The organism is Paraburkholderia dioscoreae, from assembly GCF_902459535.1.
GTDB classification, from domain to species: Bacteria; Pseudomonadota; Gammaproteobacteria; order Burkholderiales; family Burkholderiaceae; genus Paraburkholderia; species Paraburkholderia dioscoreae.
In genome coordinates, this window is sequence record NZ_LR699553.1 from 2275103 (window position 1) to 2301655 (window position 26553).

General features: G+C 63.9%; 20 protein-coding genes. 10 read left to right on the top strand and 10 right to left on the bottom strand.

Annotation, left to right across the window (positions count from 1 at the left end):
- Positions 1-34 precede the first annotated feature (34 nt).
- Complete coding sequence (locus tag PDMSB3_RS10140) at positions 35-484, bottom strand: glycine zipper domain-containing protein (RefSeq protein WP_007181855.1); 450 nt, start codon at positions 482-484, stop codon at positions 35-37.
- A gap of 319 nt (positions 485-803) precedes the next feature.
- Between PDMSB3_RS10140 and PDMSB3_RS10145 the strand changes: the two genes are divergently transcribed.
- The 8 genes from PDMSB3_RS10145 (at position 804) to PDMSB3_RS10180 (ending at position 12095) form a co-directional block, all read left to right on the top strand.
- Positions 804-1235, top strand: a complete 432-nt coding sequence (locus tag PDMSB3_RS10145) for a hypothetical protein (protein WP_165186024.1) — start codon at positions 804-806, stop codon at positions 1233-1235.
- 137 nt (positions 1236-1372) lie between these two features.
- A complete protein-coding gene (locus tag PDMSB3_RS10150; protein WP_007181854.1) occupies positions 1373-2713 on the top strand; it encodes a DUF3300 domain-containing protein in 1341 nt (446 codons plus the stop codon).
- 22 nt (positions 2714-2735) lie between these two features.
- On the top strand, positions 2736-3701 hold the full coding sequence (locus PDMSB3_RS10155) for a DUF2950 domain-containing protein (RefSeq protein WP_165186027.1): 966 nt from the start codon (positions 2736-2738) through the stop codon (positions 3699-3701).
- 190 nt (positions 3702-3891) lie between these two features.
- Positions 3892-5511 carry a PqiB family protein gene (locus PDMSB3_RS10160; RefSeq protein ID WP_007181852.1) on the top strand — a complete coding sequence of 540 codons (1620 nt, stop codon included), beginning with the start codon at positions 3892-3894 and terminating at the stop codon, positions 5509-5511.
- On the top strand, positions 5508-6305 hold the full coding sequence (locus PDMSB3_RS10165; protein WP_007181851.1) for a PqiC family protein: 798 nt from the start codon (positions 5508-5510) through the stop codon (positions 6303-6305). The genes PDMSB3_RS10160 and PDMSB3_RS10165 overlap by 4 nt, the downstream gene beginning before the upstream one ends.
- A 413-nt stretch (positions 6306-6718) precedes the next feature.
- Positions 6719-7297, top strand: a complete 579-nt coding sequence (locus PDMSB3_RS10170) for a DUF2760 domain-containing protein (RefSeq protein ID WP_007181850.1) — start codon at positions 6719-6721, stop codon at positions 7295-7297.
- On the top strand, positions 7294-9162 hold the full coding sequence (locus tag PDMSB3_RS10175; RefSeq protein WP_165186029.1) for an Hsp70 family protein: 1869 nt from the start codon (positions 7294-7296) through the stop codon (positions 9160-9162). Before PDMSB3_RS10170 ends, PDMSB3_RS10175 begins: the two co-directional genes overlap by 4 nt.
- Entirely contained in the window at positions 9159-12095 is a 2937-nt protein-coding gene (locus tag PDMSB3_RS10180; protein WP_007181848.1) for an Hsp70 family protein, read from the top strand. The genes PDMSB3_RS10175 and PDMSB3_RS10180 overlap by 4 nt, the downstream gene beginning before the upstream one ends.
- 26 nt (positions 12096-12121) lie before the next feature.
- On the opposite strand, the gene PDMSB3_RS10185 is transcribed toward PDMSB3_RS10180, so the two are convergent.
- Positions 12122-13153: a sensor domain-containing diguanylate cyclase gene (locus PDMSB3_RS10185; protein ID WP_007181847.1), complete on the bottom strand. Its 1032-nt coding sequence runs from the start codon at positions 13151-13153 to the stop codon at positions 12122-12124.
- A gap of 231 nt (positions 13154-13384) precedes the next feature.
- On the opposite strand from PDMSB3_RS10185, the gene PDMSB3_RS10190 reads away from it, so the two are divergent.
- The gene (locus PDMSB3_RS10190) at positions 13385-14602 is read left to right on the top strand and encodes an amidohydrolase family protein (RefSeq protein ID WP_165186032.1); all 1218 of its coding nucleotides are present in this window, start codon (positions 13385-13387) and stop codon (positions 14600-14602) included.
- Between the two features lie 29 nt (positions 14603-14631).
- Here PDMSB3_RS10190 and PDMSB3_RS10195 read toward each other — a convergent pair whose 3' ends face one another.
- From PDMSB3_RS10195 to PDMSB3_RS10225, 7 genes are all read right to left on the bottom strand, one after another.
- Positions 14632-15285: a glutathione S-transferase family protein gene (locus tag PDMSB3_RS10195; protein ID WP_007181845.1), complete on the bottom strand. Its 654-nt coding sequence runs from the start codon at positions 15283-15285 to the stop codon at positions 14632-14634.
- 7 nt (positions 15286-15292) lie between these two features.
- Complete coding sequence (locus PDMSB3_RS10200; RefSeq protein WP_165186035.1) at positions 15293-16504, bottom strand: Rieske 2Fe-2S domain-containing protein; 1212 nt, start codon at positions 16502-16504, stop codon at positions 15293-15295.
- Positions 16494-17396 carry an aromatic ring-hydroxylating oxygenase subunit alpha gene (locus tag PDMSB3_RS10205; protein ID WP_035518113.1) on the bottom strand — a complete coding sequence of 301 codons (903 nt, stop codon included), beginning with the start codon at positions 17394-17396 and terminating at the stop codon, positions 16494-16496. Before PDMSB3_RS10205 ends, PDMSB3_RS10200 begins: the two co-directional genes overlap by 11 nt.
- Before the next feature lie 53 nt (positions 17397-17449).
- The gene (locus PDMSB3_RS10210; protein ID WP_232064164.1) at positions 17450-18604 is read right to left on the bottom strand and encodes a BMP family ABC transporter substrate-binding protein; all 1155 of its coding nucleotides are present in this window, start codon (positions 18602-18604) and stop codon (positions 17450-17452) included.
- Complete coding sequence (locus PDMSB3_RS10215; protein ID WP_007181841.1) at positions 18601-19434, bottom strand: alpha/beta fold hydrolase; 834 nt, start codon at positions 19432-19434, stop codon at positions 18601-18603. Before PDMSB3_RS10215 ends, PDMSB3_RS10210 begins: the two co-directional genes overlap by 4 nt.
- Positions 19431-20408: an isopenicillin N synthase family dioxygenase gene (locus PDMSB3_RS10220; RefSeq protein WP_165186040.1), complete on the bottom strand. Its 978-nt coding sequence runs from the start codon at positions 20406-20408 to the stop codon at positions 19431-19433. The genes PDMSB3_RS10215 and PDMSB3_RS10220 overlap by 4 nt, the downstream gene beginning before the upstream one ends.
- A 201-nt stretch (positions 20409-20609) precedes the next feature.
- Positions 20610-21599 (bottom strand): LysR family transcriptional regulator, encoded by a 990-nt coding sequence (locus PDMSB3_RS10225; RefSeq protein WP_232064166.1) that lies wholly within the window; start codon positions 21597-21599, stop codon positions 20610-20612.
- 159 nt (positions 21600-21758) lie between these two features.
- Here PDMSB3_RS10225 and PDMSB3_RS10230 point away from each other — a divergent pair, with 159 nt between their 5' ends.
- Positions 21759-25595, top strand: a complete 3837-nt coding sequence (locus PDMSB3_RS10230; RefSeq protein ID WP_165186043.1) for an ArsR family transcriptional regulator — start codon at positions 21759-21761, stop codon at positions 25593-25595.
- 52 nt (positions 25596-25647) lie between these two features.
- Here PDMSB3_RS10230 and phnX read toward each other — a convergent pair whose 3' ends face one another.
- On the bottom strand, positions 25648-26451 hold the full coding sequence (gene phnX / locus PDMSB3_RS10235) for a phosphonoacetaldehyde hydrolase (RefSeq protein WP_007181837.1): 804 nt from the start codon (positions 26449-26451) through the stop codon (positions 25648-25650).
- Positions 26452-26553 lie beyond the last annotated feature (102 nt).

The window sequence follows — 26553 nt, forward strand, 5'->3', positions numbered from 1 at the left end:
GCGCGCGTGGCGCGCATCCAGCTGCTACCGAACCTTACTGAACCGTATAGCCTTTACCTTGCATGCAGGCTCCATAAGCGTGCCAATAAGTGCTCATTGCCGATTGCTGGTTGGCCTGCGCCGTTTGCGCCTGCGCAGCGTGTTGCTGACGGCTGCGCACACCGCCGGCGAGCGCGCCCGCGGTCGCGCCGACTGCGGCACCGTGTCCGGCGTCGTTGTTACTCACGTCACCAACGATCGCGCCTGCCGCGGCCCCGCGTGCAGCACCCCGGACGCGCGCGCCGGTTGGGCCCGACGGCGGCGGAGGCGTTTGCGCGACCACGGCCGGGTCGATGCCGGTGCTTTGTTTCGCCCATGAGTAGCAGGCGCCGTCGTCCGACATCTGCTGCTGCTGGCTTTGTCCATGCGCAGGATAAACGGCCGGTTTTTGCGCCAGGGCGAGCGCGCTCACACTGGCCAGGATCATCACGGCGAATCGTTTCATATCGGTCTCTCAATGGGTTGAGCGCTTGAGTGGCACGTGCACGGATCAGATGTGCCCGCACGCACCGATCGCCGCTTTACAGGTCTACGGAGAAGGAACCGCAGCTTAGCTGAAAGGATTCGGAAAACACTTAACGTAAATGTGTTTTTACATTAATCGATTGATATCGAGCCGCGCTAATATTCTGTCGCTTCATGCACAGTTTTCGAACGATACCTTGAACGCATAGATGACTGATGCGACAAGATGTCCGTGCGCCGTGATTCGAACAGTCGGGTTGGGCTGCGCGTCCGCGCAAATGGACAACGGAACGCCCCGTATGAAGCGTGAATTAAGAAAGAGCGATCGCTTGCTGCATGCAACTTTCCTCGAAAAGCGTTTCTCGAAAAAACGAAACGGGCGCAGGCTGAATCATGTGTGGCTTGACCTCTTCGGACAGCACGCCGACTATCTCAATGTTATTCAATCACCATATGAGACCCGTGCACGAAACGCAAGGACATTGTTAGATGGGCTGACGGTCGGAAAAAGCGCTTCAAGCGTCAAGCCGCTAATCCATCAGCAAAAGAAATTCAACAAGAATTTATTTGAGCAAAAGATTGCACACTTCGAGGGAAAAGGTTTATTAATCTTGCCATCAAGCTTGTCAACCAGTGAGCGTAGCCTGCAGCACGATTCGGAGTCCATTCGAAGTGCGATCTACGTGGGTCTTGCGTGGGTCTTGCGTGGGTCTTGCGTGGGTCTTGCGTAGGTCTTAAGAGGCGGTCGGCTACGCCAGTTATCAGACCCGCCCAGGCAATCCACCGCGCGAAGGCACGGCTACGAGGTCGACGTCTCGCGCACCGCACCACCGCGCTATATACAACTTCCAACAGGGGAGACTTGATCGTGAAACGCTCCAGGGCATACCAGAGAAGATCGCGGATTTTTCTCGTCGCATTGACCGTACTGGCCGGCTCGCCGCTCCTGCTCGGAGTCGCGGCGCCTGCCGCTTATGCGCAAGCGCCGGCCAAGATCTCGAATCAGCAACTGGACTCGTTGACCGCGCCGATCGCACTCTACCCGGACGCGCTCCTCGCCCAGGTGCTGATGGCCTCCACCTTTGCGCAAGACGTGCCGGCGGCGGCAGCGTGGTCGAAAGCCAATCCGAACCTCAAGGGCGACGACGCCGTGAAGGCAGTTGCGGCAGAGCCGTGGGATCCGAGTGTGCAATCGCTGGTGGCTTTCCCTCAGGTGCTGGCCACTATGGCGTCGAAACCCGACTGGGTCGCGCAACTGGGCAATGCCTTTCTCGCACAGCCGAACGACGTGATGGACTCCGTGCAGCGCTTGCGCAAACAGGCCCAGCAGGCCGGCAACCTGCAGACCAACCAACAGCAGAAAGTCGTCGTCGAGCAGAGCACCATTCAGATCGTGCCGGTGAATCCCCAGGTCGTGTACGTGCCGACGTATAACCCCACGGTCGTCTACGGCACGTGGCCGTATCCGGCCTATCCGCCCGTATACGTGCCTCCCCCACCGGGCTATGCGGTGGCCAGCGGGCTCGCTGCGGGACTCGCGTTCGGCGTCGGCGTCGCGATCACCAGCTCTCTGTGGAGCAATGTCAACTGGAACAATCACAGCGTCAATATCAACGTCAATCAGTACAACAACATCAATGTCAATCGCCGGCTCGACGTGAACAGCAGCACGACGAACTGGAATCGCAATTCGACTTTCAATCGCAATACCTCGGCCAACGTGGGCAGCGCGCAGCGAGACGCGTATCGCGGGCGTGATATGTCGGCCTCGCGTGCGCAGGCGCAGCAGACATTGCAGAACCGTACCGGGCAGAACCTGGGCGGTACGGCAAGTCAGCGCCTACAGGGTATCCAGCAAGGCGGCAACAATGCCGCCAACCTTCGCAACAACGCGCAAAACGTGAACCGCGACAATGCGCTGCGCGGCGCGGGTGACGGCGGCGCCGCGAAGCAGGACATGCAGCGCGGGCAAGCAAGCCGGCAGTCACTCGCGAACAATCGCAGCGGCGGTCCTGGCGCGAACGGCGGTGCTCAGCAACGTGGCGGCAATCTGGGAGCGGGGGGCAGTGGCGAACGCGCCGGCCTCGGCGCGGGCGGAGGTGGACAACCACGCGGCGGCGGCTTCGGCGCGGGTGGCGGCGGACAGCAGCGCGGCGGCGGTCTGGGTGCGGGCGGCGGCGGCCAGCGTCATTTCGGCCGGCAACATTGAACCGATTTCACAGGAGCCGCTCATGACCCGTATCCGCACGTTCCAGACCTTCGGCGCACGTCTTGCCGACACGCTCGCACACGCCCTCGCCTGCGCTCCCAAGCCGCGCCTCGCCGGCACCGCGCTCGGGCTTGCCGCGCTGTTGCTGGGCGCGTCAGCAGCGCATGCACAAGCCGTATACCCGACCCCCGAGGCCGCTTCCAAAGCTTTTGTCGACGCGCTTTCCAGCAACGACAACGCAGCGATGCAGCATGTGCTCGGCAAGGACTTCACCCGTTTCATCCCGACCAAAAATGTCGGCGAAGACGATATCTATGAGTTTCTCGGCGCGTGGGCGGCAGGACACCAGATCGTCGACGACCCTGCGCCGTTAAACGGTCACGCGAGCAAGCATCTTTCGGTCGGCACCAGTGGCTGGACCTTGCCGATTCCTCTCGTGCAAACGTCCGGCGGCTGGCGTTTCGATCCCGCAGCCGGTCGCGACGAAATCATGACGCGCCGTATCGGCCGCAACGAACGCGCGGCCATGCTAACGTCGCTTGCCTATCTCGACGCGCAACACGACTACCGGGAATTGACCCAGCATTACGCGCAGCGCATTCTCAGCACACCAGGCCAGCACGACGGTTTGTACTGGCAGAGTGCGCCGGGGGAACCGGAAAGCCCGCTTGGCCCACTTGCCGCGGCTATGCCGCACACCGGCTCCGTCGCGAAGGAGGGTTATCACGGGTATCACTTCCGTATCCTGAGCGCGCAAGGACCGCATGCGAAGGGGGGGAGCCAGAACTACGTCGAGAAGGGCACGATGACGAAGGGTTTCGGCCTCGTCGCGTGGCCCGCCGAGTATGGCAGGACAGGCGTGATGAGCTTCATCGTCAATCAGGACGGACTGGTTTATCAGAAGAACCTCGGGCCGCAGTCGGCGCGTATCGCGGCCGGGCTCAAATCGTTCGATCCGGATTCGTCGTGGGAGGCCGTGCAGCCCTGAGCGAAGCATCCGCGCCATCGGCACCGCCAGCGTATGGCGCCTTGCGCGATGCCCGGTGTAAGCGATGCGCGCGGGGCGACACGCGGTGAACACAGGATGACCACAGCGACGCAGTTCGCCCCGTACCCGATTCGCAGGCACGTGGCGAGCGAGAGTCAGGACACATCCAGTTACGCTTCGGAGCCCAGTCATGAGTAGCCCGCAAGGATCCAGCTTACCGCCTGATTTGCCTGATCCCGACGTTGCGCCGCCGCGTAGCTGGTTGCCCTCGCTTGTCTGGTTAGTGCCGCTGATCGCGGCGTTGATCGGCATCGCGCTTGTCGTCAGGTCCGTCACGGAACGCGGCCCGGCGATCACGATCGTCTTCGACAATGCCGAAGGCCTTGAACCCGGCAAGACCCAGGTCAAATACAAGGATGTCGAAATCGGTTCGGTGAAGGCGATCACGCTGTCGAAGGATCAGACGCACGTTGAGATCGCCGTGCAACTCACCAAGCAGGCGGAAAACTTCGCGGTCAAGGACACACGCTTCTGGGTGGTTCGTCCCCGCGTGGGCGCCTCCGGTGTGTCGGGCATCGGCACGCTGCTCTCGGGTGCTTATATCGGCGTGGACGTCGGCCGCTCCAAAGAAACTCGAACCGAGTTCGTCGGGCTCGAGACGCCGCCCCCCATCACAGCCGACCAGAAAGGTCATCGCTTTGTCTTGCATGGCGATTCGCTCGGCTCGATCGACATCGGCTCACCGATCTTCTACCGGCGCGTGCAGGTGGGTCAGGTCTACGGCATCGCTCTCGACAAGGACGGCACGGGCGTCACCATGCAAGTGTTCGTCGCCGCACCGTACGACCAGTACGTGGGCACCAATTCGCGCTGGTGGCATGCAAGCGGTGTCAATGTGCGGCTCGACTCGGCCGGCTTCGTCGTCAACACGCAGTCGCTCGCGGCCATTCTGGTCGGCGGCCTCGCATTCCAGACGCCGCCAGGACAGCAAATGGGCGTGCAGGCGGCGGAGAAAACCGACTTCCGTCTGGCATCCGACGAGACGGACGCCATGCGTGCGCCGGACGGCATACCCGTGCGCGCCGTGATGAATTTCAACCAGTCGTTGCGAGGGCTTTCGGTGGGCGCGGTGGTCGACTTCCGCGGCATCGCGCTGGGACAGGTGACGGGCATCGGTGTCGAGTACGATCCGCAAACGCAGAGTTTCACAATGCCGGTGACGCTCGACCTGTACCCGGACCGGCTCAGACGGCGCGCCCGCAGCGCGACGATGCCGCAGGCCCGTACCGCGGCCAGCCACGAACTGCTGCGGCGTCTCGTCGAGCGCGGCCTGCGCGGCCAGTTGCGCACCGGCAATCTGTTGACTGGCCAGTTGTACATCGCGCTCGATATCTTCCCGAAAGCGGCGCCCGTCAAGTTCGACGTCGGCAGCGACCCGGTCGAACTGCCGACCATTCCGAACACGCTCGACGCGTTGCAAGTGCAGGTCGCCGACATCGCGAAAAAGCTCGACCGGATTCCGTTCGATCAGATCGGCTCGAACCTGAACACGTCGCTGAAAAACGCCGACGCGCTGTTCAATCGGTTGAACAACGAGGTCGTGCCGCAGGCGCGCGACACGCTCGCGGCAGCAAGGCAGACCTTCGGTTCAGCGGAAGCGACTTTACAGAGGGATTCGCCGTTGCAGTCGGATGTGCATGAGGCGCTGCAGGAATTGACCCGCACGCTGCAATCGCTGAACGCGCTGGCCGACTATCTGGAGCGTCATCCGGAGTCGCTCGTGCGCGGCAAACCCGGAGACAAACCATGATCACCTCGCAGCCCGACTGCGGGCGGCGGCCAGCCGGCTCCGCCGCCGCCCGCTCGGTTGATCGCCCGGTTCAGCGCGTGGTTGACTGCGTGGCTGCGCACGCGGTTGCCCACGTTGCGCCCCGCTCGATCGCCGGCATCGCGGCCTGCGTGGGGCTGGCTGCGCTCACCGCCTGTTCGTCACCGTCGAGCCGCTTCTACACGCTGGGTTCGAGCGACGCGCCAATAGCCGGGCACAATGCCGCTACGCCACCGTTGCTGATCGAAGTGCCGCCCGTCGACGTGCCGCCACAGGTTGCGCGCACCGCGTTCGTCGTGCAAACCGGCGCGAACCAGGTCGACGTGCTCGAACAGACGCGCTGGGCATCGCTGCCGGCCGACGAAATCCGTCAAGCGCTGTCGCTGGATCTGACTCAGAAGCTCGACGCCATCGACGTGTTCAACACGCCGCATCCCGAAGGCGCGCTGGTTTATCGCGTCAGTGTGAGCGTGCAGCGTTTCGAGTCGTGGCCCGGTTCGCATGCACTGATCGATGCGGTGTGGAGCGTAAGGCCCTTGTATTCGCAAACTGTGCTGACCTGCCGCAGCGTCGTCAGCGAGACAGTGGCGAGCAGCTACGATGCGCTGGTGGCCGGCCACCGGCTCGCTCTCGCTCAGGTTGCTACGAAAATTGCCGCTGGCGTCGAAGCGCTCAACACTTCACCGGATGCACGCACCGCGCCCGCTCCCACAACGGGCGCGACGACTGCGCGCGTGCGCCGGCCGGCCATCGGCGTGCCCTGCCCAGCGGACTAGCGGACTCCAACCGGACTCCACTGTTCCGCGTGGCCCCACTGTTCCGTCCGGCGTAGAGAACATCGAGCAGCCATCAATCAACCATTACGCACGCAAACCAAAGCCACTTCGTCGCCGTCGAGTAACAGCCGCCAACAGCCCCACCAGCCCGTGACAACCCGCCAATCTGGCCGCATTGCCCGCTAGAATGGTCGGCTTTGCCCGCGTCCGGCGCGCCACGAGGCAAAATACGGGTTTTGCGCGCGCAAATGGCGCCGCGCTCCCGGCTCGATCAGACGCCGGCGGCAACCATGCCACCGGCCTCACCACGACGCACGTCGACGGCCCGCTCAAGCCCAGCGCGGCGGCGCGGCCCGTCACGTACGGCGCAGCCAGGACAGCTCGTCCTTCAACAGAGCACCTCAGGAGCATTTATGACCGATTCGAACCCATCCTTCCTCGGCAGGATTTCCCTGGCCGTGAGCACGTTCTTCCGCATCCTCGGCGATGGCGAATTCGCCGCCGGGGTCTTGCGTCTGCGTCAGGGCGGCGCTGCCGCCCGCGCCACGCCTGCACCGGTCACTGCGCCGGCCCCCACACCCGCACCACCGCCCGCGCCCGTGCTGAAGGAAGCCAGTCCCGACGCCGCGCTGCAACTGCTCGGCCTGCTGCAACGCGACGCGCGTTTCATCGATTTCGTCGAGGAAGACATCAAGAGCTACAGCGACGCCGACATCGGCGCGGCCGCGCGCCTCGTGCACGACGGCTGCCGCGCAACGCTGCGCGAGCACTTCACGATCCGCCCGGTGCGCGACGAAGCCGAAGGCAGCCGCATCACGCTGGCGGAAGGTTTCGACGCGGCCTCGATTCGCCTGACCGGCAATGTGGTCGGCCGCGCGCCGTTTAACGGCAGCATCAGCCATCGCGGCTGGCGAGTCGACGAAGTGCGTCTGCCGAAGCTCGCGGACAGCCACGACGCGAAAGTGATCGCACCGGCCGAGGTGGAGCTATGAGCGACGCACGCCAGCCAGGCGCATCGCGCTACGCCATCGGCATCGACCTCGGCACCACGCACTGCGCGCTGTCCTATGTGGACACGAGCGCGAGCGACGGCGAAAAGACCACCCAGGGCGTGCTGCCGATCGCCCAGCTAACCGGTCCGGGCGCGATCGACAATCTCGATCTGCTGCCCTCGTTTCTTTACCTGCCGCATCCCGACGAACTTGCGTCGGGCGACCTCTATCTGCCGTGGACCGGCCAGCGCGAATTCGCGGTCGGCGAGTTCGCCCGCAGCCGCGGCGCAGCCACGCCGATCCGGCTCGTGTCGAGCGCGAAGAGCTGGTTGTGCCATCCGGGCGTCGACCGGCGCGCCGCGATTCTGCCCAACGACGCGCCGCCTGAAGTCGCGCGCGTCTCGCCTCTCGAAAGCTCGGTGCGTTATCTGACCCACTTGCGCGAAGCCTGGGATCATGTGCATCCCGACGCGCCGTTCAGCGCGCAGGACATTACGGTGACGATCCCGGCATCGTTCGATCCGGCCGCTCGCGAACTGACCGCCGAAGCCGCCGCGGCCGCCGGCTACGGCAGCATGACGCTGCTGGAAGAACCGCAGGCCGCGCTGTATAGCTGGATCCAGAAAAGCGGCGGGCAGTGGCGCAAGCAGGTCAAGATAGGCGACATCATTCTCGTGGTGGACGTGGGCGGCGGCACGACCGACCTGTCGCTGATCGCCGTGATCGAGCGCGAAGGCAATCTGGAACTGCATCGCGTCGCGGTCGGCGAACATATTCTGCTCGGCGGCGACAACATGGATCTCGCGCTCGCGCACGTGGTCGCGCGCAAGCTCGCGGCGCAAGGCACCCAGGCCGACGCGTGGCAACTGCGCGCCCTCACCTATGCGTGCCGCTCGGCGAAGGAAACGCTGCTCAGCGATCCGGCCACCGATACCGTGCCGCTCGTCGTGCCGAGCCGCGGCTCGAAGCTGATCGGCGGCTCGATCCGCACCGAGCTCACGCGCGCCGAATTGACTCAGACGATTCTGGAAGGCTTCTTCCCGCAGGTGGATAGCGCCGCGCGTCCGGTGAGCCGCGCGCGCGCCGGTCTGACGCAGCTCGGCCTGCCGTATGCGCAGGACGCGGGCATCACGCGGCACCTGGCGGCATTTCTCGGCCGTCAGGTGGGCGCGCTCGCCGAACTGGACGGGCTGCGTGACATCGCCACGGCGCCAAACGCCAGTTTCCTGCATCCCACGGCGGTACTGTTCAACGGCGGCGTGTTCAAGTCGCCGTTGCTGGTCGAACGCATCATGGGCACGCTCAACGGCTGGCTCGCTGCGGAAGGCGCGGCGCCGGCGCGGCTGCTCGAAGGCGCCGATCTGGATCTCGCCGTCGCGCGCGGCGCGGCCTACTACGGTTACGTGCGACGCGGCCAGGGCGTGCGGATTCGCGGCGGCACGGCGCGCGCGTACTACATCGCGATCGAATCGGCGATGCCCGCGGTGCCAGGCCTCGAGCCGCCTATCCAGGCGCTATGCGTGGCGCCGTTCGGCATGGAAGAAGGCACCGAAGCCGAACTGCCCACGCAGGAATTCGGGCTGGTGGTCGGCGAGCCCGTGCATTTCCGCTTCTTCGGCTCGTCGGTACGGCGTCAGGATCAGGTCGGCACGCTGCTCGACTTCTGGGGCGCTGATGAATTACAGGAGCTCGAAGAGATTCAGGCCACGCTGCCCGCCGCCGGCCGCACCGCCGGCGAAGTCGTGCCGGTGAAGCTGCACGCGCGCGTCACCGAAGCCGGCACGCTCGAACTCGAAGCCGTGCCGCGCGGGACTGACGAGCGCTGGAAAGTCGAGTTCGACGCGCGCGGCAACGCGAATGCATGACTGAGATGAAGCGGTACAGCGTCGGCATCGATCTCGGCACCAGCAACACGGTGCTCGCCTATGCGCAGATGGGAGCATCGGATGGGTCGCGGATTGAGTCGCAACTCATTCGCGTCTTCGAGATCGAGCAACTGGTGAGTCCGGGCGAAGTGGCCGCGCGGCCGCTTCTGCCCTCGGTGCGCTATCACGCGGCGCAAGGCGAACTGAACCCCGGCGATCTGCAATTGCCGTGGTCCAGTGCGGACCAGACCGGCGCTCAAGCCGAAGCTCAGCGCAAAGCGCAGTCACGAGCGCAGTCAAAAGCAAAGGAAGAAGCGAAGAAAGAAGCACAGCCGGTCGTGATCGGCCGGCTCGCACGCCTGTTGGGCGCTCAGGTGCCGGGGCGGCTGGTGACGAGCGCGAAGAGCTGGCTCTCGCATGCGTCGGTCGACCGCGTTGCGCCGATCCTGCCGTGGGGCGCCGCCGACGACGTCCTCAAAGTCTCGCCGGTCGAAGCCAGCGCGAGCTATCTGGCACACGTGCGCGCCGCGTGGAATCACCGTTTTCCGGACGCGCCGCTCGAAGGTCAGGACGTGGTGCTCACGGTGCCGGCTTCCTTCGACGAAGGCGCGCGCGCATTGACCGTGCAAGCCGCGCGCATGGCCGGCTTGCACAATCTGAAGCTGCTGGAAGAGCCGCAAGCGGCATTCTACGACTGGCTGTTTCATCATCGCGAGCGGCTTGCAAGCGAGCTCGCGGAGACCCGTTTGGTTCTCATCTGCGACGTGGGCGGCGGCACCACCGACCTCACGCTGATCGAAGTCGGCCTGAGCGACGGCGAGCCTCGGCTCACGCGAATCGGTGTGGGCAATCACCTGATGCTCGGTGGCGACAACATGGATCTGGCGCTCGCGCATCTGGTGGAAGCGCGGTTGCCGGGCGCCGACCAGGCGGGCGGGCGCACGCGCTTGTCGGCGGCGAGCCTGTCGCAACTGGTCGAGCGTTGCCGCAATGCGAAGGAGCTTCTGCTCGGTCCGCAGGCGCCCGACTCCGCATCGGTCACGCTGCTCGGCGCCGGCTCGAAGCTGATCGGCGGTGCGCGCACGGCACAGGTCACGCGCGAGGAAGTGGAGCGGATCATCGTCGACGGTTTCTTTCCGGCGGTGGCATCGAACGAACGGCCTGGCAGGCCGCGTGGCGCAATCGTCGAGTTCGGCCTGCCCTATGCCACCGACGCCGCCGTCACACGTCATATCGCGGCATTCCTCGAACGCTTCGCGGCGCAGTCACGCAAAGCGCTGGGCGCTGCGCCGTCGAGCACGCCGGCCGCCGACGACGAAAACGCCTTGCCGGTGCCCGACACGCTGCTGCTGAACGGCGGCGTGTTCCGGGCCGAAGCGCTCACGCAGCGTCTGGCGAGCACGCTGGGCACGTGGCGCGGCCAGGCGCTCAACCTGCTGCATAACGACAACCCCGACGTGGCCGTAGCACGCGGCGCGGTCGCCTATGCGCTCGCGCGCGCGGGCAACGCGCCGAAAATCGGCGGCGGCTCGCCACGCAGCTACTTTCTCGTGCTCGACGAAACCAGCGACGGCAAGCACAAGGCCGAGCCCGCGCAACGCGGCATCTGCCTGCTGCCGCGCGGCACGGAAGAAGGCCACGAGATCCTGATCGCGGATCGCACCTTCGCGCTGCGGCTCGGGCATCCGGTGCGTTTTCATCTGGTCTCGTCGAGCGCGGACACCGTGTATCGGCCGGGCGAATTGATCGATCTTACCGGTGGCGACTTCGTTCGCCTGCCGCCGATCGCAACCATCGTGCAGCCGCGTGGCGCGAGCACCGCGCGCGAAACCGCGGTGCAGATCGCGACGTCGCTCACCGAGGTGGGCACGCTCGAAGTCCACTGTATCGAACGGGACAATCCGGCGCAGCGCTGGCTGCTCGAATTCCAGTTGCGCCGTGAAGACGCGCAGGTGAGCCTGACGGACGATGCCGCGCCGTCCCGCCACCCCGCGCTCGACGAGGCGATCGAACATATCGACCGCAGCTTCGGCTCGCGCTCGCAAAACGTCGGCCCGAAAGAAGTCAAACGCCTGCGCTCGCAACTCGAACAATTGCTGGGTCCGCGGGAGAGCTGGAACAGCGCGTTGCTACGCGAACTGTTCGGCGCGCTGCGGGAACGCGCGCGCCGGCGGCGGCGGTCGGCGGATCACGAGCGCCTCTGGCTGAATCTCGCGGGCTATTGCGTGCGGCCCGGTTTCGGCTATCCGCTCGACGAATGGCGGGTCGAACAACTCTGGTCGTTATTCGACGACGGCATCCAGTACGTCAACGAAAGCCAGGTCTGGTCCGAATGGTGGACGCTCTGGCGCCGCGCCGCCGGCGGCCTCGACGAAAGCGCGCAATTGCGTGTGCTCGACGCAATGGCGTATCTGCAAAAGGCTGCGCAATCGCGTCACAAGCTGCCGTTCGACGTCGCGAAAACCGGCTTCACCGATATGGTCCGCCTCAGTGCATCGCTCGAACGGATTCCTGTGGAGCGCAAGATCGAACTCGGCGAGTCGGTGCTGGCCCGCCTGAAGAAGCCCGCTGAAAATCATCAAAGCTGGTGGGCGGTCGGCCGTATCGGCGCGCGTCGGCCGTTCTACGGCAGCGCGCACAGTGTCGTGCCGCCGGAGATTGCCGGCGCGTGGCTCGACGCGATACTCGCGCTCGACTGGAAGAAGGTCGATCCCGCCGCCTTTGCCGCCGTGCAGATCGCGCGCATGACCGGCGACCGCTCGCGCGACTTGCCCGAAGACCTGCGTCGTACGGTGGTGCGGCGGCTCGAAGCGGCCAATGCGCCGCGCGCGTGGATCACGATGGTGAGCGAGAGCGTGGAGCTCGATAACGCCGACGAAGGCCGCGTGTTCGGCGAGTCGCTGCCGGCGGGGCTGAAGCTGATCACGAGTTGAACGGGCGTCGGTGCCGGCCCGCTCGACTACGCCATCGTCACCTGATTCCTACCGCCATGTTTCGATCGATACAACGCGCGATCAGCGCTCGCGAAACCATCGCGATACGCTGGCCGTGATGTTTCGGTGATGCGCGTCAGCGACGCACCCACGCTCACCGTTACCGTGCCGAGCGGCGACGCGCGATGCTCGATCGCCAGATCCTCCACGCCCTGGCGGAGCGTATCGAGCGTGTTTTCGAGTGCTGCCGGTTCCGCTTGCAACATCAGCAGGCCGAATTCCTCGCCGCCCATGCGCCCGACGATCACGCGTTCGCCGTCGGCTGCCGCCTGCATCACCGAGGCCACCTTGCGCAGACAGTGATCGCCCGCCTGGTGTCCGTAGGTGTCGTTGTATTGCTTGAACCAGTCCACGTCGACCACGACTGACCCCATCACGTCGCCCTCCCGCGCCTCTTTCCATCTGCGGGTGATGCTTTCCAGCAGGAAACGGCGGTTGTACAACTGAGTCAGCGGATCGATCGCGGTGGCCGTGCGCATCTTCAGATCGTTTTCGATCATTGCACGCAGGTGATAGAACACCGCGCGCTGTCCCGCATCGAGCCGACCGGGCGCCGGGTCCATCGCGCATAACGCGCCGACGATTTCGCCGTTGGGCGCGCGCAGCGCGATCGCCGCATAAAGCCGCACGAACGGATGGCGCTGCACCAGCATGCATTCGCCGAAGCGCGTATCGCTGTGCGCATCTTCGATGACGAACAGCTCGGCGTCGCGCACCGCATAGTCGGCAAGCGAGCGGGCGCGCGTAACGAGCGGCATCGCCATGCCGACCTCGGCGCGGTAATGCTGATATTCCTCGTCGAGCAGCGTAATCGCCGTGATCGCCGCGCCGGTCACGCTCTTGAGGATTTCCGCTGCGTGGGTGAAACATTCGCGCATCACCTGATCGTCATGCAGCAGCCATTCGATGACCGACGATTCCACCTCGGGTTCACCGGCGACGGACGGATCGAACTGCATCCGGCTGGACAGACGGTCGTTACTGAAGGCGAGTTGCACGGCGCGATCCCAGAATGTGATTAGCTCGTGTCAACGGCAGATACTCACCAAACTTGAGTGCGCAAACGCCAGAACCGCGCGAATGGCCCGCGTGGTCCCGCGAAGTACAATTCACTCGCCGTCTCTCATTGCCCGCCGGGTCGGCAACGCGTCTATTGATCAGACAATTGAACACGTCTTCGGCCACACGCCACCGGCCTCTATCTCTCGCATAACAGCCGCCCTGCTTTCATGTCCACGACCGCTTTCGACCTTCCGATAACCGGCCTGCTCATCACCGACGTTCGTCTGGCGGAAGGCACGCGCGTCGACGTCTCAATCGCCGCCGGCCGCATCGCCGCGCTCGGTCCCGACCTGCCGCGCCAGCCGGACGTGACCGTCGAGGACGGCACCGGGGCATTGCTGCTGCCGGGTTTTGTCGAAGGACATACGCACCTGGATAAAACCAACTGGGGCTTGCCATGGTATCGCAACGAGGTCGGCCCGAAGCTCACCGACCGCATCGAAAACGAACGGCGCTGGCGAGCGCAAAGCGGACATGACGCGGGACAGCAATCGCTCGCGCTCGCCCGCGCGTTCATGCAGGCGGGCACGACGCGCCTGCGCACGCACGTCGATATCGACACCGATGCTGGGTTGCGTCATCTGGAAGGCGTGCTTGCCACGCGCGAAACGCTCGGCGACGTGCTCGACATGCAGATCGTGGCGTTTCCGCAATCGGGTGTGCTTGGCCGGCCAGGCACCGAAGCGCTGCTCGGCGAGGCCTTGAGTGCAGGCGCCGATGTGCTCGGCGCGCTCGACCCCGCGTTGATCGACGGCGACCCGGTGGCATCGCTCGATCTGACCTTCGATCTCGCGCAACGGCATGCGAAGCCGATCGACATCCATCTGCACGAGCCGGGCGAAATCGGCGCGTTCACGCTCGGTCTGCTGCTCGACCGGGTTGCGGCGCTCGGCATGCAAGGGCAAGTGGTGGTCAGTCATGCGTTCTGTCTCGGTGCATTACCCGAGCGCGAACGCGACGCCTTGCTCGAACGGCTGGCCGATCTGCGCGTTGCGTTGCTCACCACCGCGCCGCCATCGACAACCGTGCCGCCGCTCAAGGCCTGCCTCGAAAAAGGCGTGACATTGTTCGGCGGCAACGACGGTGTGCGCGACACATGGACGCCATACGGCTCGCCCGACATGCTCGAACGCGCAATGCTGATCGCAATGCGCTACGGCCTGCGCCGCGACGACGACCTCGCCATCGCATTCGACTGCGTGAGCACCACCGCCGCGCAGGCCTGCGGATTCGCCGACTATGGCTTGCACGTGGGCGCGCGCGCCGACCTCGTGCTGGTGGATGCGGACACGGTCGCGCATGCGCTCGTCGCCCGGCCGCCGAGAAAGCTCGTGGTGTCGCACGGCCGCATCGTCGCGCGCAGCGGGGCACACGCAAGCCACTAAAAATGCGCGTGGCAATGGCCGGCTTCAATTTACACGGCGGCGTACACACCGGCCATCGTCGTGAACCCGTCAAGACGTTTGAGCCGCCTGCTCCAGCGTCTGAATGCCGGATAGTCGATCGATTCGATCTCCGCTTCATCGAGCAGCGCCACCGGCACGAAGCACGCAATGTCGGCGATGGTCGGCCTTGAAGTCGCGCACACGAACGGTGTGGCCGCGGCTTCATTGAACCATAAGGTTTCATCCAGCACGCGCAGCAAGGTTCTGGATTCGTTCGTTCCGATGTCCGGCAGGCGGCGAGGCGCGGACTGCGCATGCAACACGGCGTCGCGCAGCGGAAAAACCATAGCGCTCAACTGCGCGGCAAATCCGAGCCAGTTCTGAATCCGCGCGAGTTGCAGCGGGTCATCGAGCGGCAACCAGTGGGCTTGCCCGCTGGCGGCATCGCCATAACGCCGCGCGAGATACACGAGAATCGCGTGCGCATCGTGCAGCAACGCGCCGTCCGCTTCGAGCACCGGGAGGCGACCCAGCGGACTCATCGCGAGAAATTCCTGAGTACGATTCTGCCGCGACGGATAGAGCTCGATGCGCTCTCTCCGATACGGCACACCGAGCAGGCCGAGCATCAGGCGGACCTTGTAGCTGTCGCCGCACAGCTCGTCGTCGTAGAGTTTGAGCATGGCGGCCTCAGAGATCGAGCGTCAGCGTGCTGGATACCGCGCGCGATACGCACACCATCATGCAATCACCGGCAGCCTTCTCCGGCGGCGTCAGAAAATCGTCGAGGTGCAACGGCGTGCCTTGCAGCACGCGCGTCCGGCAGGTGCCGCACACGCCCTGCTCGCATGAACTCGGCACCTCGACGCCGTGCGCGCGCAGCGCATGCAACACGGTGACATCGGCAGCGACGTTCACTGTCTGTCCGTTGCGGGACAGATGAACAGTAAAGGCGCGATTGGCCTCGTGATGTTCGCCGGAATACACCGCAGTTCCCGAGCCGGACGACAGCACGGAAACCGGTTTCGATACCGACTGTTGCAAGACAGCCGGTTGCCCAGGTGTCGATCTCACGAGACTCCACGCGTCTGGTTGCGGCATGTCTGCAATGTCATGGCGATTTACGCGTTCCTGATATGCGGACTGCTGCTCCAACGCGTCGCGCAACGCGTTCAACCGTTGCTGATGATGCCGCAGCACCGCAAGACGCTGGTTCGCGGCAAACGGTCCGAGCGCGATGCCGTGCAGATAGGTCCGCCCTTCGCGCGCGGGCTGCACGAGAAATACCACGCGATGCGCGGCTTCGTCGAGTTGCTCGATCATCACGGCGTGAGGCGCGACCTCGAACGCGACGCAGTCCGATGTTTGCCATGCGTCGAAGCCCGTGTAGTCGAAGCGGTAGTCGGCCAGCGCATGCTGCACGGTGTCGCTCGCGGCATCGATCGCGACGGCGCGTAAACGGACCGGTTGCGCAGGCGCGGCACCAGGCGAAGCCTCGTTCTCCAGTTCCTCGATGGGCGTGAACGGGGGCAATTCGCCGGGCAACGTCAGACACGTCCACACGAATCCATACCGTACCTGCACCGGCCACGTCTGCACCGCCACGGCTGGCGGCGGCGCTTGCGGATGCGCCGGCACGAAGCGGCACGCGCCGCTCCCCGTGCCGAACTGCCAGCCGTGATACTGACACTGCAACGCGTCGCCGCGATGATGTCCGAGCGAGAGCCGCACGCCGCGATGCGGGCAGCGGTTTTCCCACACGTTGACGGCGCCGCCTTCGGCTCGCCACACCACGAGTTCGTGACCTGCCAGCTCGGTGTGATAGATAGCGCGCTCGTCGAGTTCGTCGACGCCGCACAAGGCAAACCATGCCGACTCGACGACATGATGCTTATCGGCCATGAGTCGTCCCGTAGGTCACCTGTTGAGCCGACAACCAACGCCGGTACGCCACCGACATCGCGTCGGCCCGCACCGGGTGCTCGTCGCCCGTGCCGAGCGGCAAACGCTTCGGCACCTGATTGACCAGAATCTTGATGTCCTGTGCGAAGATGGTCTGCTGAAAACCGCGCAGTTCGTCGTCGCTGCTGGTGTCGTCGAGATAGCTCATCACCGTGTGCGCCACGCACCAGTCTTCGTCGAGCGGTTGCACGAAGAGCGCGATCACGTCGAAGCGCTCGGGCTGCGGCGGACACGTCTTGTACAGAATCGCGCTATACGGCCGCGCGACGCGGTACACGTAATGCACGTCGAGCGCCGTGCCGGCGGTCATGGCCGCGCGCGGCTGATAGAAGCGGCAGTCGTGCGCGTACAGTTCGCCATTCTGTTCGTCGCGCTCGATCCGGTACGGCGCGACTTCCGTATAGGGTTCGACGCCGAGATAGCCGGTATGCACGAACGGGAAATGGCCCATGTCGAGGAAGTTTTCGACCGCTCGCAAACCGCTCACATGCACGCGAAATGCGCCCGCATGCAGCAGACGGCGATCGGCTTCGTCGGCTTCGGGAATCGCGAGAATGTCGCGCTGCGGCTCTCCGAGGCAGACCCACAGCACGCCATATCGCGCCTGCACGCGGCATGGCGCATGATTGTCGTGGCGCCACACGCTATAGCGCGCTGACGGTTGTGCGCCGGCAACGTTCGCCGCGCGGATGCCGAGGTCGATACCGAGCAGGCGCGTGTTGCTGGTGGCATCGGAATCACCGAGCGCACCGAGCGCGGCCACCGGATGCCAATCGTTCCAGATGACCGCGTCGCGAGCGGCGCAGTCTGCCGTATCCGTCGTATCTGGCATCGTATCTGGCGTCGTGTCTGATGTACTCGCCGTACTCATCGTGGCCCGCTCCGTCATTGCGCAATACTGCCCTGGACTCCGTCGACGAACCAGTTTATCCGGTTCGTGTCGTCCGCGGATAGCGCGGCACCCGCGGCCACGCGCAGCTTGCCGCTCTGATCCTTCAACGGCCCGGCAAACGGATCGAGGCGGCCCGCGACCAGCGCAGCGCGTTTCTCGGCCAGCGCGCGCTGCGCATCCGCGGGCACGACCGACGTATTCAGGTTCACCAGATCCGTGATGCCTTCTTTCACGCCCCAGTACACCGGCTTGTTGGTCCACGTGCCGCGCCGCACTTCGTCGATCGCTTTGGTGTAGTAGATGCCCCAGTCATAGGCCACCGATCCGAGATGCGCATGCGGCCCCCAGCGGCTCATATCCGAATCCCAGCCGAACGCATAAACCTTCTGCTGCTCGGCCACGGCCATCGTCGCGGTGGAATCGGTGTTCTGCATCAGCACGTCGGCGCCGAGTCCGACCAGCGTCTCGGCCGCCTGCCGTTCCTTGCCCGGATCGAACCAGCTGCTCACCCATACCACCTTCACGACCGTTTGCGGCGCCACCGAACGCGCACCGAGCGCGAACGCGTCGATATTGCGGACCACTTCGGGAATCGGCACCGAGCCGACAAAGCCGAGCACATGCGATTTCGACACATAGCCGGCGACGACGCCCGCCAGATACGCGGACTCGTACACCTTGCCGTTGAAATTGCCGAGATTGGGCGCGCTCTTGTAGCCGGAGCAATGCAGAAACACGGTGTCCGGGTAATCGCGCGCAACGCGCATCATCGAATCCATGTAGCCGAACGACGTGCCGATCACCACCTTGTCGCCCTTCGCCGCCCGGTCGCGAAACACGCGCGCGGCATCGGCATTCTCCGGCACGTTTTCGACGCGCGTCACCTTGACCTGCGAACCGAACTGTTTCTCCGCGGCGCCGATGCCGAGATCGTGTGCGTGCGTCCAGCCCGCGTCGCCCGGATTGCCCAGGTAGACGATCGAAACGTCCAGTGGCGCGTCGCCGGCGGCGGCGCGAGCGGGCATGCCGGACGTTGCGAGCACAACGAGCGACACCGCGGCCAGCGCGTGACTCGCGAACCGAGCGACACGCGCAGCAGATTTGAAGCGCGCCGAAAACAGGCGGCCGAAGCAGGAAAATCGGATCATGGCGAGGTTCCGGTAGTGAGCGAATGGAAAAGGGAAGATGCGCTGGACTCGGCGGAATCGATGCCGATGCTCGCGAGCGTTTCGCAGACCAGCGTTGCGAGTTCGGCGGGACGCGCCAGTTGCGGGACATGACCGCAATCGATCGAGCGCACGATCGCGCCGGGCACGAGCGCCTGCATCCTGCGTTGCAGCGGCAACAGCACCGAGCGATCGCGCAGCGCCTCGACATAGATGCGCGGCACGCGGCCAAAACGCTCCGCACTCAACGTGGTGACAACCGTACGGCCACTCTCCTGCTGCGGCGTGAGCTTCGCGGCGGCGCGCCGTGCGGCATCGGGCGGACAATCGTGCAGGAAGATGTCGAGCGCGGCATCCACGGGCACGACCGTGGCCGAACCGTCTTCGCTCCACTGCAGATACGGCGCGATACCGCTCGCGTCAGGCACGTCGGCGACGCTGGCATCCACCAGCTCCGCGTAGCCCATGCCGGCCGGCAGCATCATGCCGGCCACGTAGACGAGGCAGGCGATACGCTCGGGCAATGCCTCGGCCAGTTGCGAAGCCGGCACGCCCGCGCCGCTGTGCGCAACCACGACCACCGGGCCTTCGAAGGCGGCGAGCGCCTGCGTCAACGCGTCGACATAGGTTTGCAGCGAGACCACGAGGCCAGCGTCGCGTGACGGATGCGCGCCGTTGCCGGGCAGATCGACCGCCCTCGCCGTCCAGCCGCGCGCGGCCAGTTCCGGCAGCCAGGCGTCCCATGCCCAGCTGCCCTGCCACGCGCCGTGAATCAGCAGCATGCCCGCTGCGTGCGTACGGGCCGGCGTCATCCGTAGGTTCTCCGGTAGCACGCTTCCAGATGATCCGCGACGGTGATCGGCGGATACTTCGGCGCCTCGCCCTCGTCCGTGCAACCCGGCAGGCAGGTGACCATGTAGTCGGGGCGTCCGGTGAAGAAGAACGGCATCGAATAGCGCTCGCGACCCGATGCGTTGACCACGCGATGCAGCGTCGAGCGATAACGGTCGTTGGTCCAGCGCGCGATCAGATCGCCGAGATTGACGACGAAGGTGCCCGGCAGCGGCGGCACATGAATCCAGCGCCCCTCGCCGTCCTGCACCTGCAAGCCGCCGTTGCCGTCCTGCCAGAGCAGCGTCAGGCAGCCGAAATCGGTATGCGCGCCGCAGCCTTTCTGATCGGGCAAGGCCTGCGCGGGTTGCGGCGGATAGTGCAGCAGACGCAGCGTTCCCATTGCGTCGTCGCAGAACGGCTCGAAATAATCCTCCGGCAAACCGAGCGACTGCGCGAGACCGCGTGTGAGGCGCGTGGACAGATCGAACATCGCGGCGAAATACGCTTCCATTGCCGGACGAAAACCGGGCGACTGCGGCGGCCACTGGTTCGGCCCGCAATTGAACGCACGCGCCACCACGCGCGGATGATCGGGCGGCAATTCGTTGCCGATATAAAAGCCCTCTTTCAGATCGGGCGGCGTCCCTGCTTCCAGCACCTGCCCGCACAACGGCTCGTAGCCGCGATTGCAGAACGACTGCGCCTTGTCCACGAGACGCTTGTCGGCGTCGTCCAGCGAGAAGAAACGCTCGGCTTCGGCACGGGCCGCGTCGATCAGCTCAGGCGCGACGCCGTGACTGGCAATGTAGAAAAAGCCCGTGTCGATACAGGCGGCATGCAACGCCGCGCCGACCGCCACGCGTTGCCGCGGATCCTCGCTCGCGAGCCCGGCCACGTCGACCACAGGCAAACTGGTATGCGGCACCGCTCGAGCTGACAGCACTTCGGACATCTCTGGCTCCTTTGAACACGTCTTTGAACCCGTTGCCGACGAGTCTAGAGCGTGGCAGGCGTACAAAAAAGCGCAGAAAAAAGTGCATGCTGATGCCGTTTCGGCATCATTGCCGGTTGCCGGTTGCCGGTTGCCGGTTGCCGGTTGCCGGTTGCCGGTTGCCGGTTGCCGGTTGCCGGTTGCCGGTTGCCGGTTGCCGGATCAGACGGCCGGCTCGTCGTCCTCGCGCTCGGCGATGGCTTCGGTGAGCAGGCGCACGAACGCGTCCAGCGCGGGCGTCAAGGTCCGGCCGGCGCGCGCGTAGGCGCCCAACTCGGAAACCAGCGGGCGCGGTGTGCGCAACGGTATGTGCACCAGTGTGCCGTCGGCAAGATCACGTTCCAGCCCGAGGCGCGTCTGAAACCCCACCCCGCGCCCGCGTGCCGCCATACGCCGCATCAGCTCGATCGAATCGCTTTCGAGCACGGTTTGAAGCGGCTTGGCGTAGTGGCGAATTAACGGTTCGAGCAGGCCGCTGATCGACAGTTGCGCGTTGCCGAGAATCAGCGGGTAACGCGCGCATTGAGCGAAGGTCACCGTGGACTCGCCCGCGAGCGGATGCGTGGCGGCAACGATTGCGCCCAACTGGAAGCGTCCCACCGCGAGTTGCTGCAAGTCGCCGGTGCGCGGCAGCGAGAACGCGAGGCCGAGGTCTGCGTCGCCGTCGAGAATCGCGCGGGCAATCGTGGCCGAGCCTGCCGTATGCACCTGAAAACGGATTGCCGGGTAGCGCGTCAACATGCGTTCAACCAGGTCGGGCAGAAAACTCGAATTGAGTCCCTCTACCGTGACGATACCGATCTCGCCGCGACGGATTCCGCGCAGCGCATCCATTTCGCTTTCGAAGCGGCGCGCATCCTGCAGCACGGTAATCACATGGCGAGCGAACACTTCGCCGGCGGCGGTCAGCGCGAGCCCGGAGGCGAGGCGCTCGAAGAGCGGCGTGCCGACTTCGGCTTCGAGCTTCAGCAATTGCCGGTTGACCGCCGACGAAGCCACATGCAATTGCCGCGCGGCTTCACGAATCGAGCCGCAGCGGCGAATCGCATCGAAATAGCGCAGGGACCGTGCGTGAATGTGCCAGGCGAGCGTGTCGGCGGGGGCGGGTTTCGGCATGTCGGAGGGTGAGGTGGCGTCGAAATCGAAAGCCACCACCTTACCCCATCAAAAACGCTCATTCCGCCAATCCCACTGCCATGTAGAGATAGATGCTACATCTGCGCACTTGCATCGTGCTGCAATGTATCCGGCCGCGTCATGCCTCTCATCATTTTCGCCGGTTAATCGTTAGCAACTGGAGTTCAGGAAAAAATGACGACATCATCAGTGGGCAACTCGACGTTCGCGGTTCCGGATGGTACGGCTTCAATCGTTCCAGCGCCCTCGGACACAGTATCGAACAATCACGAAGTGCCGGGCCGTCCACGAGCCCCTTCTCCAACTACTCATGCAAAAGCCGCCGCCGCATTCTCGCATCAGACTTTCCGCGAAGGGCTTGGGGCACCGGCCTCTTTGCCGGACAAGGCGGCGCCGGGCATTCGTACCCTGGATCGTCTATCGCGTTCGACTCTTCCTGTAAAGGCCGATTCCGCGCATGCACTCGCCGCATCGGGACTGAACGTCAGCGGCTCCAGCCTCCCGTTTGCAAACAGAGGCGCGAGAGCGTTACAGGCTGGGTCCACTGGCCAGGCCACGCCAACCTCCGGCACACTGCCAGGCGCGAGCATCGAAGAGTTCGACCGGCTGAACAAGAACTACGACACCCAGGAGGGCTACCTCCCCCGCAATAGCGAGGCCAACGCCGCGATTGCACAAAAAATCGAAGATGGCCTCCAGCAGGAAATGACCGGCTATCCCCCTCAGGTGATCCAGTTCCAGCAACGACAAACGCATCTGCAAGGCATGCTCGCCGAACTGCCCGACAGTGAGCGGCAGTTTTACGGCGGTGTGATTGCGACATTAAGCGCGGCTTTTCAGTTGGAAACCAGCAACGACAAACGCTACGCGATCGAACAGAAATTGACCGGACTGGAGAACGCCGTTCGTGACGAAGCGAACCGCGTGCGCAACGATCCTGTCGACCGTGTATTGAGCCAGTTCAACCCGCCTATGGGAGTGGCCTATCTGAACAAGGAAGATCGGGAAAGCGTCGACCGCCTCGATAAATTGCGCGACGACTTCTTCGACGCAGAGAATGCCGACGAACGGGAAGAGATATTCCAGGAGGCCAGTGGACTCAAGGGGATATTGCAGGAACGAATCGCTGCCGAAGTCGACAAACGCCAGAGGGTGAAAAACGCCCAGTGGAAAGAAGCCAATGGTGAGGTCGATCGCATCCTCGATGAAGCGCAGAAGCAGACCGACCCGGCAAAACGCTACGAACTGCTGGGCCGTCAACTCTTTCAGACCACCCCTGGACAGGACGAGTTGAAGGACAAGGTCGTTCTGGCCTTCACCCAGCGCATGCATGAATCGCGCGAACTGCGCGACAAGCTCGACACCTGGCATGATCAGGTCAGCGGCCCGCTCAATGCTCACTCCGTGGGCGCTGCCAAAAGATATACGGACATTCTCAAGGATCTTCCGCCGGTTAGCGGCGACTACGTGCGCGATCTCAGCGACCGCTACACCGCAGTCCTTAAGGACGCCAGCTACAAGGACTACTCCATCACGCCGGCCGCTCGTGCGGAAAAACTCGCCGGACAGGTGCTGGAAGGCATCGACCGCGTGCTTCTGGGTCTGACGCCTTTGGCTCCGCTCGCCGACCTCCTGCCTTCCGCACTACCGGACAATGTCCGCATGGGTCTCGATTATGGCTCGGCGTTTCTAGGCATTCTGGGTGGAGAAGTCCTGGGTGCTGCCAAAGAGATCAGTCTTGCAGGCAATGCCATTTCCGGGGCGGCCAGAGACGCCGAAGCTGCCAGCATGGCCGGCAAAGGCGGCAGCACATCGGCCCGAGACTTCGTTCAGGCTGCGGGGCAAGGCGTCGTCAAAGCGGGCGAGGCGGAGTCCACCTTGAACCCCGAAACACGCGCCACCGAGCGAGCACTCGCGGAAAAGACACTCGCCGAAACGGGCCCCGCGGTCGATTTCACCAGCCAGCTCGCGCATCAAAGCGTGGCCAGCGACCTGTATGGGTCGCTTGAGACCTATGCCGATCCGGACGTTTCGATCAAAGATCTGCGGCCGGCAGACAAGTCGGGCATCCGCCTCGATGCCAAAGGCGACAGGTATATAGAACTGCGCGGCAAGGCTTATCACGTTCGTTACGACAAAGACTACGAAAGCTGGCGAGTGTTCAAAAAAGGCATCGATCTGAAACCCCAGTATTCCGTCCGTCTGAATGACTTGACCCAAAAGTGGGAACTCAATACTGATACACCCGCGGCTGGCGGAATGTCGAAAATCGACGACAAAGTGCGGAGCCAAATTATCCGGCTTCTGAATGAGGGAGAACTGACGAGGGGCGGGATAGCCAGGAAATTGGGCATCAGTCCTACGCCGGTAGCAAAAGTCGCGAGAGAGGAAAATATCGCGTTGTTGGCGGCTGATTCTCTGCGCAGATTGCCACTCACGCCAGCGACGCGGCAGGAAGTTATCGATCTGTTAAAGCAGGGGCAACTGTCGCGTACGCAGATTGCCAAGCAATTCGACATAGCGCGTAGCACGGTGAACAAGATCGCCAAGGACAACCAGATCCCTCCCAAGGGTAGCTACCGCTCGTCAGTCAGTCGGGATATCCGGCACGAGGCGGTCGTGTTGTTAAAGAAGGGGGAGCTGTCCTGCTCACAAATAGGAAAGCAACTTGGCATAGCTACTGCGACAGTGCTCAATATCGCCAGGAAAGACAACATCCCTATTTCGGCCGCCGCTTCGCTTCGCGCGCTAAAAATCACGCCGGGAACGCGCCAGGAAATCATCAGACTGCTAGAGGACGGTGCCATGACACAACGCGCGATAGCCAATCAGGTCGGCGTAGCCACAGAAACCGTGCGTAACATCGCCGCGCGGGAAGGCATACGTGCGCCCGTACCCAGAAACCTCACGCCCGGCCAGATAGATCAGGTATTTGCCTTGAAAGACCAAGGGAAACCGACTCGCGAAATCGCCAGCATAGTCAAACTCTCTGAGAGGAAAGTTCGGGACATTTTCGCAAACTACAACGCCAATACCTACAAAAGGTCGTGGTGGAATACGACGCCGGAAAATCGGACCTCGGCTATTCAGCAGCTGGATGCAGGCACTTCCCCTAAAGACGTTGCCAGGAATCTGGATCTCCCGCTGGAAACCGTGCGGGGGATTGCCAATCAGCACCGCATGGCGAGAGACTCATTGGCCGGCGAGCTGCTGGCCGAAGGAAAATCAGCCGACGAGGTAGCTCGCTCGCTAGGCATGTCTTCCAGCTACACGAAAGGTCTGGCCCGACGTATCCCGGAAGGCAGCCACGACATCCGCTTCACCGCCAAAGATCGGGAGGCGGCCATGGATATGTTCGAGAAGGGTTACACCCGAGAGGACGTCGCCACGAAACTCGGTATCTCGCCGTGGAAATCCCGTAGTCTTGCTAACGAATTCCGCAAGAAAACCATGGATTCCTTGACGCCGCAACAACTTGACGACATCCTTCGGGCGCTTGACAGTTGGAATTACAGCTTCACCACCGGCGATCTGGCTCAAGCGACTCATTTGCCGGAGAATACGATAACGGTCGTCGAGCAGGAATATGCGGGCGGCTTCTTTATTTCGCGCCCGCGATCTCCCCAAGCTGGGCCCTCCCGGGCCGATTTGCCCTCGCCAACTCATCATCAGGAATGGGTTCCGCCGCTTTCGGAAGACGAGGAAATTCAGGCCATGCGTGCGATGGACGAAGGCCTCAGTCTGAAGGACGCCGCCGCTCGGATCAATCAGCCTTATGCGGCCATTGCGCGACTGTATGAAGAGGATTTACCGCTTGTCGCACCGAGGGACGATCTCATCGAGGCTCCGCCGACGGAACATCCGCAACCGGCAACGACCGCGTTCAGCGAAGAGGACAAGGTCGAAATCCGAAATCTTGCACAACGCGATGGTCTGAGCGCATCATTCATCGCCAACCTGTTCAATGCGCCGCTGGAGGACATTCAACGGGTCTTGAGCGCGCATTCCTGAGCTCCTGTACAAAACGGGGAAAGCGCGTGCCGGATAGTTCAGCCCCATGCCCTCATGGCCGCTCGCCGCGCGCCAACCTCGCCTCGATGTCGTAGACCACCGGCATCAGATCCGCGACGCTGTCGATCACATAATGCGCGCCCGCCGCCTGGAGCTTCTGGATCGCGGCGTTGCGACGCCATGCGAATTCATCCGGCGCTAAAGCCTTGACGTCGTATTCGGCCATGCCGAACGCATTGCCGCTCACCGCGACTCCGACCGTCCACGTGCCGCCATTGATTCCCTCTTCAATGCCGACCTCGGTGTCGTCGACCTTGATCGCTTCCTTCGCGCGCCAGACGCCCAACTCCGGCAATGTCCTGTAGATCATGTACGGCGACGGCCGCCCTTCCGGCGTATCGCCGGTGCACACGATACTGTCCGGTGAAAACCCCTGCGCCGCCGCGCCCGGCACGATCTCGGCCATGATCTCGCGCGTATAGCCGGTGGTCGTGCCGATCCGGATATCGTCGCCGCGCAGCGCGCTCGCCACCTCGGCCACGCCTGGAATCACCGAGCTATAGCTCGCCGCGACCGCGATGTTCTTCGGCACGAACACGTCGTACACGGCGTCGATATCCGCTTCATCGGGCGTGTGCCCGTACTTGTCGGCCCATGCCTGCGCGACGCGGGGCAGCGCCATCAGCGCCGCGATATGCGGGCGCTTGGCCATGCCCATCGGGCCGCGTGCTTCGTCGATCGTGATGGGCACGCCGAACTGCCCGAATGTCTCCACAAAGGCGCCCATCGGCGCCAACGAACCGTAATCGACCACGGTGCCGGCCCAATCGAAAATCACCGCTTTCACGTGTTTCATTGACTTCTATCCTTCGGAGGTTCCAAAGCTCGCGCAGCGTGCCGCGCGTTTTTCATGACGTGCTGTCCGCGTGACCGCTACCCGGCCCACGCACCGCACGGC

Coding starts and splice junctions, on each gene's coding strand:
- phnX (WP_007181837.1), bottom strand. CDS start 26,451: ATGAAACACGTGAAAGCGGTGATTTTCGATTGGGCCGGCACCGTGGTC.
- PDMSB3_RS10155 (WP_165186027.1), top strand. CDS start 2,736: ATGACCCGTATCCGCACGTTCCAGACCTTCGGCGCACGTCTTGCCGAC.
- PDMSB3_RS10230 (WP_165186043.1), top strand. CDS start 21,759: ATGACGACATCATCAGTGGGCAACTCGACGTTCGCGGTTCCGGATGGT.
- PDMSB3_RS10165 (WP_007181851.1), top strand. CDS start 5,508: ATGATCACCTCGCAGCCCGACTGCGGGCGGCGGCCAGCCGGCTCCGCC.
- PDMSB3_RS10200 (WP_165186035.1), bottom strand. CDS start 16,504: ATGGCCGATAAGCATCATGTCGTCGAGTCGGCATGGTTTGCCTTGTGC.
- PDMSB3_RS10140 (WP_007181855.1), bottom strand. CDS start 484: ATGAAACGATTCGCCGTGATGATCCTGGCCAGTGTGAGCGCGCTCGCC.
- PDMSB3_RS10195 (WP_007181845.1), bottom strand. CDS start 15,285: ATGCTCAAACTCTACGACGACGAGCTGTGCGGCGACAGCTACAAGGTC.
- PDMSB3_RS10170 (WP_007181850.1), top strand. CDS start 6,719: ATGACCGATTCGAACCCATCCTTCCTCGGCAGGATTTCCCTGGCCGTG.
- PDMSB3_RS10190 (WP_165186032.1), top strand. CDS start 13,385: ATGTCCACGACCGCTTTCGACCTTCCGATAACCGGCCTGCTCATCACC.
- PDMSB3_RS10175 (WP_165186029.1), top strand. CDS start 7,294: ATGAGCGACGCACGCCAGCCAGGCGCATCGCGCTACGCCATCGGCATC.
- PDMSB3_RS10210 (WP_232064164.1), bottom strand. CDS start 18,604: ATGATCCGATTTTCCTGCTTCGGCCGCCTGTTTTCGGCGCGCTTCAAA.
- PDMSB3_RS10215 (WP_007181841.1), bottom strand. CDS start 19,434: ATGACGCCGGCCCGTACGCACGCAGCGGGCATGCTGCTGATTCACGGC.
- PDMSB3_RS10160 (WP_007181852.1), top strand. CDS start 3,892: ATGAGTAGCCCGCAAGGATCCAGCTTACCGCCTGATTTGCCTGATCCC.
- PDMSB3_RS10220 (WP_165186040.1), bottom strand. CDS start 20,408: ATGTCCGAAGTGCTGTCAGCTCGAGCGGTGCCGCATACCAGTTTGCCT.
- PDMSB3_RS10180 (WP_007181848.1), top strand. CDS start 9,159: ATGACTGAGATGAAGCGGTACAGCGTCGGCATCGATCTCGGCACCAGC.
- PDMSB3_RS10205 (WP_035518113.1), bottom strand. CDS start 17,396: ATGCCAGATACGACGGATACGGCAGACTGCGCCGCTCGCGACGCGGTC.
- PDMSB3_RS10145 (WP_165186024.1), top strand. CDS start 804: ATGAAGCGTGAATTAAGAAAGAGCGATCGCTTGCTGCATGCAACTTTC.